Source organism: Pseudotabrizicola sp. (genome assembly GCF_030656345.1).
Taxonomy (GTDB): Bacteria; Pseudomonadota; Alphaproteobacteria; order Rhodobacterales; family Rhodobacteraceae; genus Pseudotabrizicola.
The window spans coordinates 1-9,892 of sequence record NZ_JAUSNR010000018.1 but is presented as its reverse complement, the minus strand read 5'-3'; the positions used below and the strand labels follow the sequence as shown (position 1 = coordinate 9,892).

8 protein-coding genes and 2 pseudogenes are annotated in these 9,892 nt (G+C 60.8%); all 10 read left to right on the top strand.

The window, feature by feature from the left end; genetic code table 11:
• The first annotated feature begins 272 nt into the window (after positions 1-272).
• The 10 genes and pseudogenes from Q7J44_RS10250 to Q7J44_RS10205 all read left to right on the top strand — a co-directional run bounded on the left by Q7J44_RS10250 (position 273) and on the right by Q7J44_RS10205 (position 9,760).
• Entirely contained in the window at positions 273-905 is a 633-nt protein-coding gene (locus Q7J44_RS10250) for a tyrosine-type recombinase/integrase (RefSeq protein ID WP_304879515.1), read from the top strand.
• A 273-nt stretch (positions 906-1,178) separates the two neighbouring features.
• A complete protein-coding gene (locus tag Q7J44_RS10245; protein WP_304879513.1) occupies positions 1,179-2,234 on the top strand; it encodes a substrate-binding domain-containing protein in 1,056 nt (351 codons plus the stop codon).
• Between the two features lie 63 nt (positions 2,235-2,297).
• The gene (gene pstC / locus Q7J44_RS10240; protein WP_304879512.1) at positions 2,298-3,758 is read left to right on the top strand and encodes a phosphate ABC transporter permease subunit PstC; all 1,461 of its coding nucleotides are present in this window, start codon (positions 2,298-2,300) and stop codon (positions 3,756-3,758) included.
• A complete protein-coding gene (gene pstA, locus Q7J44_RS10235) occupies positions 3,755-5,116 on the top strand; it encodes a phosphate ABC transporter permease PstA (RefSeq protein ID WP_304879510.1) in 1,362 nt (453 codons plus the stop codon). Before pstC ends, pstA begins: the two co-directional genes overlap by 4 nt.
• A 13-nt stretch (positions 5,117-5,129) precedes the next feature.
• Positions 5,130-5,498 carry a hypothetical protein gene (locus tag Q7J44_RS10230; RefSeq protein WP_304879508.1) on the top strand — a complete coding sequence of 123 codons (369 nt, stop codon included), beginning with the start codon at positions 5,130-5,132 and terminating at the stop codon, positions 5,496-5,498.
• Between the two features lie 16 nt (positions 5,499-5,514).
• Positions 5,515-6,208, top strand: a pseudogene (locus tag Q7J44_RS10225) (winged helix-turn-helix domain-containing protein).
• A gap of 275 nt (positions 6,209-6,483) precedes the next feature.
• Positions 6,484-6,687, top strand: a complete 204-nt coding sequence (locus Q7J44_RS10220) for a hypothetical protein (protein WP_304879507.1) — start codon at positions 6,484-6,486, stop codon at positions 6,685-6,687.
• Positions 6,662-7,690: pseudogene (locus Q7J44_RS10215) on the top strand (tyrosine-type recombinase/integrase); the annotation flags it as partial. The gene Q7J44_RS10220 and the pseudogene Q7J44_RS10215, both read left to right, overlap by 26 nt.
• Positions 7,676-8,509: a restriction endonuclease subunit S gene (locus tag Q7J44_RS10210; protein WP_370692990.1), complete on the top strand. Its 834-nt coding sequence runs from the start codon at positions 7,676-7,678 to the stop codon at positions 8,507-8,509. The pseudogene Q7J44_RS10215 and the gene Q7J44_RS10210, both read left to right, overlap by 15 nt.
• A 61-nt stretch (positions 8,510-8,570) precedes the next feature.
• Positions 8,571-9,760 (top strand): IS3 family transposase gene (locus tag Q7J44_RS10205; protein ID WP_304879505.1). Its coding sequence is split into 2 segments (ribosomal slippage): positions 8,571-8,829 and positions 8,829-9,760, totalling 1,191 coding nucleotides; the frame shifts between segments, so codons are not numbered across the junction.
• The last annotated feature ends 132 nt before the right edge of the window (positions 9,761-9,892 follow it).

Below are 9,892 nucleotides of genomic sequence, written 5' to 3'. Positions count from 1 at the left end.
CGTTCCGTCAGGCTGCTCGGTAGGCTAGATCAGCCATTCGTTGAAGGGGCACTGCGCTGGTGCTGTGCTGACGCCGTTCTTCCGGCGAAAGAAAACTCGGCGATGTTTCGTCCAACGTCTGCTTCACACCGAAGCCGAGATTTCGAAGAGACTGTGGCGAACGTCTGCTCTCCGCCCGATACGATTTATCAGCATACAAACGGTGGTCGATGTTACATTGCCCTGTCGGCAAAGCCGAGGACGTGGCGGGCTTGGTGGACAGGAGAGAAGTCATGTCCATCGAAACACTTCCTGCCCTTCGTCCTGCGCGTGCGCCTTGGAACAAGGGCCGCATTGTCGGCCAGAAACGCCCCATACTGCCCAAACATGTCTGGTCGATCCGTGTGCGGCTGGAAATGGCGGACAACAAGCGCGATCTTGCGCTGTTCAACATGGCTATCGATTGCAAGCTCCGGGGTTGCGATCTGGTCTGCCTGACGGTGAACGATGTTTACGCCGCAGGCCGCGTCAAGGAACGCGCCTCGGTGACGCAAAGCAAGACACGCAAGCCTGTTCGCTTCGAGATTACCGAAACCACGCGACTGTCGGTGGAGCGTTGGATCCGTGATCCAGAAATGATCGGTTGCGAATATCTTTGGCCCAGCCGAGTTCATGCGAGCCCGCACCTGTCGACACGACAGTATGCGCGGATCATGCGCGACTGGGTTCTGTCGATCGGGCTGGAACCGAGCGCCTATGGCACCCATTCGATGCGACGCACCAAGGTTGCCCAGATTTACAAGAAGACAGGCAACCTTCGCGCTGTTCAACTTTTGCTCGGGCATACCAAGATGGACGGCACCGTTCGGTATCTAGGGGTCGACTTGGACGATGCGCTGTCGTTGTCAGAAGGGATCGATCTGTAACAACCCCGCCGACCGGCGTGCCACGCGCCGGTCAGCCCATTGCAGCCGGTCGGGATGACCACTGCGCTACGGTGCAGCTTCCCCGAACCGATCACTGGGGACTCGTGCCATCGTGGGTCCTTTCAGAACATCTCAAACCAGAGATGGTGCGCTTAGCAATTGAACCTACCTGTGTCATCTTTGCGTTACAAAAATGAGGCACAGATGACATCCACCGGCACTAAAGACACGTGAGGCCGAGTCGTTTGGCCCAACATTACTCAGGAGAGATCCATGAAATCCGTGAAAATCAGCACCTCTGTGTTGGCCATTGTTGCCTTGTCGGCCGGCGTCGGCCATGCCCGTGACAACGTGCAAGTCACCGGCTCGTCGACCGTGCTGCCCTATTCGACCATCGTTGCCGAAGCGTTCGGCGAGAACTTCGACTTCCCGACCCCGGTCGTAGAAGGTGGCGGTTCGGGTGCCGGCCGTGCCAAGATGTGTGAAGGCGTGGGCCCGAACACCGTGGACATCGCCAACTCGTCCTCGCGCATCACCCAGCGTGACCTTGACGCCTGCGCCGCCAACGGCGTGACAGAGGTCATGGAAGTCCGTTTCGGCTATGACGGCATCGTGTTCGCTTCCGACGTGAACGGCCCGGAATTCGCCTTTACTCAGGGCGACCTCTACAATGCTGTTGCCGCTCAGGTCGTCAAGGATGGCGCTCTGGTTGCCAATACCTACACCCAGTGGTCGGAATTCAACCCGAACCTGCCCGCTCAGAACATCCTGGTTCTGGCACCCGGCACCAAGCACGGTACCCGCGAAGTGTTCGACGAGCGCGTGATCATCACCGGCTGCAAGGAAACCGGCGCGCACGCCCTGTTCCTGGCTGCTGCTGCAGGCGATGACGACTCGGCCAAAAACCGTGCCGCCAACGGCGAATGCACCAAGCTGCGCTCGGACGGCCGCAACGTCGACATCGACGGCGACTACACCGAGACCCTGCAGCGTCTGGAAAACGACAAGAACGCCATCGGCGTGTTCGGCCTGTCGTTCTATCAGAACAACACCGACAAGCTGCGCGTCGGCACCATGGGCGGCGTTATCCCGACCACCGAGTCGATCGCTGCCGGTGACTACCCGGTCTCGCGTCCGCTGTTCTTCTACGTGAAAACCGCACACCTCGACGTGATCCCCGGCCTGAAAGAGTACGTCGAGTTCTTCGTCTCCGACGATATGGCTGGCCCGGATGGCCCGCTGGCCCAGTATGGCCTGGTGTCCGACCCGGAACTGGCTGCGACGCAAGCCGCTGTGGCTGCCCGCACCCCGATGGGCCCGCTGAACTGATCCAACTACACCGGGGGCGGCGCGCAGGTGCCGCCCCCACACCTTTTGCGCGCAGGATCGCCCATGACCGTCGCCCTGATTCTCACTGTACTTCTTGTTCTGGCCGTTGCGGGCTATGTGGTCGGGCGCCAGCGCGCCGTAGCCTCTGCCCAGGGCAATATCCGCGTGCTCCATTCGCTGCCGAATTATTACGGCTGGCACGGGGCAATCATGGCGGGTGTGCCAGCCCTGATGTTTATGGCCGTCTGGCTCATTGTGCAGCCGATGGTGGTCGAGCGCCAGCTTGTCAGCTATTTTCCTGCAGACCGTGTTAAAAGCGATGCCGCGCGCACGCTGATCATGGCCGATGTGCGCCGCGTGGCCACCGGACTGGATACGGCCGTCGAGCGCGGAGCGCTGACCGATCAGCAGGCCCGGAACATCCGTACCGAATTTGGCTCGGTCCGTGACCGTCTGGCCTCTGTCGGGGTGGCGCTCGGGTCGGAAGTGACACCGCAGGTGTTGCAGGCCGCACAGCGCAGCCGCGAGCTGAACGCCTCGGGGGCGCTGATGCGCACGGTTCTGACCATTGCCCTCTCGCTGGCCGGACTGGCCTATGCACTCAAGGTGACAAACAAGGATTTCCGCGCCCGCAACCGGGTGGAACAGGTGATGCTGGCGCTGCTGATGGCCGCGTCCACGATCGCCATTTTGACGACCATCGGCATCGTGATGTCGATGCTCAGCGAAAGCATGCGCTTTTTCTCGATGTACCCCTGGCAGGACTTTTTCTTCAGCCTGACCTGGCAGCCATCCTTCCAGGGCAACAGCGCCCTTGGTCTGGCACCGCTGCTCTGGGGCACGCTCTACATCAGCTTTGTGTCGATGCTGGTGGCGGTTCCCATCGGGTTGTTCACCGCGATCTATCTGGCCGAATATGCGGCCCCACGGGTGCGCGCTGTCGTCAAGCCACTGATCGAGATCATCGCAGGCATCCCAACCGTGGTGTTTGGCCTTTTCGCACTGGTCACCGTGGGCCCGTTCCTGCGGGATGCCTTCGCCCAACCGCTGGGCCTTGGCACCTCGGGCTCTTCGGTGATGACGGCGGGTATCGTGATCGGTATCCTGAACATTCCGTTCATCTCCTCGCTGGCCGATGACATCATAAACGCCGTGCCGCAGTCGCTGCGCGACGCGTCCTATGGCCTTGGTGCGACCAAATCGGAAACCATCCGCCAGGTGATCCTGCCCGCCGCCCTGCCGGGTGTTGTGGGCGCAGTCCTGTTGGCTGCCAGTCGCGCCATCGGCGAGACGATGATTGTGGTGATGGGCGCGGGTGCCGCTGCCCGGCTTGATCTAAACCCCTTCCAGGCTATGACTACGATCACGGTGAAGATTGTCAGCCAGCTGACAGGCGACACCGAATTCAACTCGCCAGAAACCTTGGTGGCTTTTGCCCTCGGGATGACCCTCTTCGTGATCACCCTCGGGCTCAACATCGTTGCCCTGATCATCGTGCGTAAATACCGGGAGCAATACGAATGACCGACGCAAACGCCTCTGGCCTGCCCGAAGCCAAACCCCACGGCAAGTCATCCTTGCTGACGCAGGACGCGCTGATGAAAAAGCGCAATGCCGCCGAAAGCCGGTTCAAATACTACGGGATCGCCGCGATCTCGGTCAGCCTTATCATGCTTGGCGTCATGCTCTGGACGATCTTTTCGGACGGCGTCTCGGCCTTCCGTCAGGCAAGCCTTGAGCTGAGCGTGACGCTGGACCCGGAACGGCTCGATCCCGATGGCAACGGCAGTGTGGCCTCCATCGCCAAGGTCACCACCATCGGCTACGGCAACCTGCTGTCTGCGGCGCTCAACGACTACATGGCCGAGCGCAATATCTCGGTCGAAGGTGTGACCGAACGGCAGGTCGGCGAATTCATCTCGCGCGATGCTCCGGCGCGGCTGCGCAACATGGTGCTGGCCGATCCGGAACTGCTGGGCCAGACCATCCGCTTCGGCGCCTTTGCCTCGGGCCGGATCGACGGCTACATCAAGGGCCGCGTGACCATGGCTTCGGCCGAGCTGGACAGCAACATCACCCCCGCCCAGCTGCAGCTGGCCGATCGCCTGATCGAGGCGGGCGTGCTGAAGTCCGCCTTCAACTGGCGCTTCCTGACCAACCCGGACGCCTCTGACCAGCGGCCCGAATCCGCCGGCCTGGGCATCGCGATCATCGGCTCGATCTACATGATGTTTCTGGTCGCCATCATGGTGCTGCCGATCGGGGTCGCCGCGTCGATCTATCTTGAGGAATTCGCGCCCAAGAACAAATGGACCGATATCATCGAGGTGAATATCTCGAACCTCGCCGCCGTGCCCTCGATCGTCTACGGGATTTTGGGTCTGGCGATCTTCATCAACTTCGCCAAACTGCCCGCGTCGGCCCCCATCGTCGGTGCGCTTGTGCTGACCCTAATGACACTGCCCACGATCATCATCGCCACCCGTGCCTCCCTGCGTGCCGTGCCGCCGTCGATCCGGGATGCGGCTCTGGGTGTCGGCGCGTCCAAGATGCAGACCGTGTTCCACCACGTCCTGCCGCTGGCTGCGCCCGGCATCATGACCGGCACCATCCTCGGCCTCGCTTCGGCTTTGGGGGAAACCGCGCCGCTGTTGCTGATCGGCATGGTGGCCTTTGTGGCCAACTATCCGGCCAGCCCGCTGGACGGCGGCTTCTTCGACCCCGCCACCGCCCTGCCAGTGCAGGTTTATTCGTGGGCCTCGCGGTCTGACCCCGCCTTTATCGAGCGCTCGTCCGGCGCAATCATTGTCCTTCTGGCCTTCCTTCTGGTCATGAACGTCGCGGCGATCCTCTTGCGGCGCCGGTTTGAACGGCGCTGGTAAGGTGCAACAGACTATGAACCTGAATGGCATGCAGATCGTTGAAAGAGACGGGGGTAACAACAAAGCGAAGATCACGGCCCGGGGCGTGCCGATACATCACTGCGCGATACATTTCTTGAAGAATGTGGACGTCGACATCCTCGACAAGACTGTGTCCACTTTCGACGGGTCGTCGGGCTTCGAGAGGTCCACCTTTCTGCGGTGCCTAAACGGGATGAATGACGCTGTGGCTTCGGCGCGTGTGTTTGGCAAGGTCTTTGTTGATGGCGAGGATATCTATAATCACCGCGTGGACCCGGTGCAGTTGCGTACCAAGATCGGCATTGCGGCCAGCTACCCGGTGAGACGCGGCCGAAGGCTGATGATCTCATGCCGGCCATAGCAAACGAAGACTGATCATGGGGTCGCAAGAACTTCCGACCGTTCTAATTGTCGTGGAAGAACCGGTGCAACGCAGCGTTCTGGGCTATAATCTCGAGGCAGAGGGCTTTCTCGTGACGACGGCCAGCAACAGCGAAGAGGCGATGATGCTGGTGGATAAAATTCGCCCCGATATTATCGTACTTGCTTGGAAGTTGGCCAACGTGTTGGGCATCGAGGTTTGCCGGCGGCTGAAATCGCGCGCCGATACCCGGTTGATCCCGATCATTATGCTGTCGTCGCGGCCCGAAGAGGTGGACCAGGTGCGCGGGCTGGAAACCGGCGCGGATGACTATGTGATCAAGCCCTACATCATGGTCGAGTTAATGGCGCGGGTGCACGCTCAATTGCGCCGCGTTCGTCCCAGTTTGCTTGGCGGGGTACTGGAATGGGGCGACATCCGCCTTGAACCAGAGACCCACCGGGTCTTCCGGGCTGGCAACGTGCTGAAACTAGGGCCAACCGAGTTCCACCTTCTGACCACATTCATGAAAAAGCCCGGCCGGGTCTGGAGCCGCGAGCAGCTGTTGGACGAGGTCTTGGGGCGCGACATCTACGTCGATATCCGCGCCGTCGACGTGCTATATCAGTCGCCTACGCAAGGCGCTATGCACCTTCGGCGGCGACGACCCCCTGCGCACCGTTCGCGGGGCTGGTTATGCGCTAGGGTGAGTGGGGGACATTACTTGACTCTATCTTTGCTTTGCTAAGCCACCGCATAATCGTTAGACCAGATTGCCCTAGTCCTGAAAACTCAGACGATCCGTCGTGCGGCTGCGATTTTGCCATGTGTGGTCGGTAATCTCAGGGGCATAAGCCGTTTGAAATATGAATTGGCAGCATCTGATGTGGGGTATGATTCGCACTCGGTACGGCCCGATATGGTGTACGTAGTATACTATAAAGTTGAGGACAAAGGGCCGCTACTGTGACTTTTTGCATCGGAAATGCGTTACCGCTATCAGGCCGGTTTCCGCCCTTTAGGTTCATCTCGCCAGCAGGGGTGGCAACCCCTGCCCCAAATGACCGCCACCCTGCGCCACCCCGCCATCCTTGCCGCCATGCATCACTTGCCTAAGGCGCGAATCTACGCGTCATGGGATGACGAAACGAAGGGTGAGTTGCATGGTCAACAGATTGCGCTTGAATGAGAAATCCGTCCGTGAGGCCGAACCGGCCAAGGGGCGGGACTATCAGATCTTCGACACCGATGTGCGTGGTTTCGCCGTCTGCATCTACCGGTCCGGCGGCCGGGCTTTCACCATCGACTATCGCCATGCCGGGCGGCAGCGGCGGATGACCATCGGGCGCTGGCCGGAATGGTCGACCACGGCGGCTCGCGAGCGGGCCAAAGAGCTGCGGCGCGAAATCGACGCCGGGGGCGATCCGCTGGGTCAGAAGGAGACCGGTCGCGATGCCCCGAGGTTCAAGGATCTGATCGACCGCTACACCGAGGTGCATCTGCCGCATCTTTCGGCCCTGAATGCCTCGGACCAGAAATCGATGCTGGCGAAGATGGTGGCACCGGACTGGGGCAACAAGCTGGTGACGGAGATCACGCCCTATGATGTCGAGAAGCTCTTGAACAAAGTGGCGCTGGGCCGGGCCCGGCCGTCAAAGGCCAAGCCGAACAACCGGGCACGGAAGCTGCAAGGGTCAAAGCCCACGCCGGTGCGCGCCAACCGGACCGGCGAGGTGCTGCGCAAGATGTTCACCTATGCGGTCAGCTGGGGCTGGCGCGATGATAACCCGGCATCAGGCTTTCGCCGCCGGATCGAGAACCCGCGGGAACGCTTCCTGAGCCATGAAGAAATCCGCAAACTGGCGGAAGCGCTGGAGGCGGCCGAGGATCGCCGGGCGGCTGGCATCATCCGGCTGTGCATGCTGACCGGTGCGCGAGTGGGTGAGGTCCGCCAAGCCCGGTTCGAGCATTTCAACCTCGAGCATCTCAGCTGGTCAAAGCCCGCCAGCATGACCAAGCAGCGCAAAGTCCATCGTCTGCCGATCTCGGACGAGGCGGCGGCGATCGTGCGGCAGCGACTGCTGCTGGTACCGCGCGGCTGCCCGTTGCTGTTCCCTGGCGATGTGCCGGGCCAGCCGGTGAAGGAAATCCGCCGGTTCTGGATGGCAATCCAGAAGGTGGTCGGGATTCCAGTACATGGAGCCAATGGGATCATCGGTTGGACGAACAAGGTATTGTATTCCCATGGCGTGCCGCTGGTGACTTGCCGCGGGTCGAATTGTGGAATGGTACTTTGGGCAGAAGGCCCTTTGTGGGTCTCAAACAATTCTATGGCGATTCTTCCATCAGGGGACCTCGACCTTCGCTTCATCTACTACAACCTTCTAAATTCTCCGCCTCTGGAATTTGTTTCAGGGTCAGCCCAGCCACAGATCACCATGGGCGATCTTTCTAAGAAAGCCTTCCTAGTTCCGCCCCTCCGCGAACAACGCGCCATTGCCACCACCCTCGGGGCGCTGGATGACAAGATCGAGTTGAACCGGAAGATGAACGCCACGCTGGAGGCAATGGCGCGGGCGCTGTTCCGCGACTGGTTCGTCGATTTCGGCCCCACCCGCGCCAAGATGAAAGCCCGCGCCCCTTACCTCTCCCCCGACCTCTGGTCCCTCTTTCCCGACCGTCTGGACGACGAGGGAAAGCCGGAGGGATGGACAGTCCGAACACTGGGAGACGTTGCTGACCAAATAGCTATGGGACCATTTGGATCAAACATCAAAGTCGAAACATTCGTGGCTGAAGGCATCCCAGTTATCAGCGGTGCGCATTTGCGGGGCTTGCAGCTTGCCGACAAGGACTACAATTTTATCACCGAGGTGCATGCGGACAAGCTTCGCCGCTCAAACGTTCGGCGCAGTGACATCGTGTTCACTCACGCTGGGAACATTGGTCAAGTCGCGATAATTCCCGAGACGGCCGAATTTGATAGGTATGTGATTTCACAGCGGCAGTGACGTTGCCCCCTCCACCTAATCCAGTTTGAGGTAGACTCTGGCCCAACCGAAAGGACCAGAGATGAAGCGCAGCAGGTTCACCGAAGACCAGATCATCGGCATTCTGAAGGAGCACGAGGCCGGGATTTCCGTCGCCGATCTGTGCCGCAAGCACGGCGTCAGCGATGCGACGGTCTACAAGTGGAAGGCCAAGTATGGCGGCATGGCTGTCAGCGAGGCGAAGCGGCTGAAGGGGCTCGAGGACGAGAACGGCCGTCTGAAGCGGCTGCTGGCGGATGCGATGCTCGACAATGCCGCGCTGAAGGATCTCTTGGGAAAAAAGTGGTGACGCCCGCCGCGAAGCGGCAAGCGGTCGCGCATCTGGTGGCAAGTCACGAGATGAGCGAACGGCGGGCGTGCCGGGTGATCGGCGGTTGCCGGATGACCATGCGGTATGAGGTAGTCCGGCAGGATGACCCCGTGCTGCGGGAGCGGCTGAAAGAACTGGCCAAGGTCCGGCGCCGGTTCGGTTATCGACGGCTGCATGTGTTCCTGCGGCGTGAGGGCCATGAGGTCAATCACAATCGCCTGTTCAGGATCTACCGGGAAGAACAGTTGCATGTGCGCCGCCGGGGCGGGCGCAAGCGGGCCATGGGCACACGGGCCCCGATGGTGCTGCCATTGCTGCCGAACCAGCGCTGGTCGCTCGACTTCGTGTCCGACCAGCTGACGGATGGCCGCCGGTTCCGGATCATGACTGTCGTCGATGACTGCACGCGCGAATGCTTGGCCCTGATCGCCGACACCTCGCTCTCGGGGGCACGGGTGGCGCGGGAACTGGCTGCGCTGTTTGACGCCCGCGGCAAGCCCCAGACGATTGTCAGCGATAATGGGACCGAGTTCACCTCGAACGCGATCCTGAAGTTTGTGGATGACCGCAAGTTTGACTGGCACTATATCGCGCCCGGAAAGCCGACCCAGAATGCCTTTATCGAGAGCTTCAACGGCCGCCTGCGCGACGAGCTATTGAACGAGACTCTGTTCCCGTCCCTGCATCATGCCCGCGCAACGCTCGCCGCCTGGCGCACGGACTATAACACCGAACGGCCCCATTCCCGCCTCGGCTGGCAGACCCCCGCCGAGTTTGCCAAAACCTTCGCCCCGCAACGGGGCCTGACGCTGCGCAACCCGCAAAGCTCCGCGCCAGCCCCCGTTGCCCAACCCGCCCAAATGGGCAAAACTCAAACCCGGAGTCTCGCTCACGCTGGATAAAAGTTGGGGGCAACGTCAGAACGATTACGATAAGTTCCTCGCTGAACGGGCGAAGGTGGTCAGCGAGGAGCTGGGCAAGAGGATCATTAGCCGACAAATCGATACGGATGGTCAACCGTCACGCGACGATGA

Excerpts from the sequence above, each read along its gene's own strand:
- pstC (WP_304879512.1), top strand. The coding sequence starts at position 2,298 with ATGACCGTCGCCCTGATTCTCACTGTACTTCTTGTTCTGGCCGTTGCG.
- Q7J44_RS10220 (WP_304879507.1), top strand. The coding sequence starts at position 6,484 with ATGCGTTACCGCTATCAGGCCGGTTTCCGCCCTTTAGGTTCATCTCGC.
- Q7J44_RS10250 (WP_304879515.1), top strand. The coding sequence starts at position 273 with ATGTCCATCGAAACACTTCCTGCCCTTCGTCCTGCGCGTGCGCCTTGG.
- pstA (WP_304879510.1), top strand. The coding sequence starts at position 3,755 with ATGACCGACGCAAACGCCTCTGGCCTGCCCGAAGCCAAACCCCACGGC.
- Q7J44_RS10245 (WP_304879513.1), top strand. The coding sequence starts at position 1,179 with ATGAAATCCGTGAAAATCAGCACCTCTGTGTTGGCCATTGTTGCCTTG.
- Q7J44_RS10230 (WP_304879508.1), top strand. The coding sequence starts at position 5,130 with ATGAACCTGAATGGCATGCAGATCGTTGAAAGAGACGGGGGTAACAAC.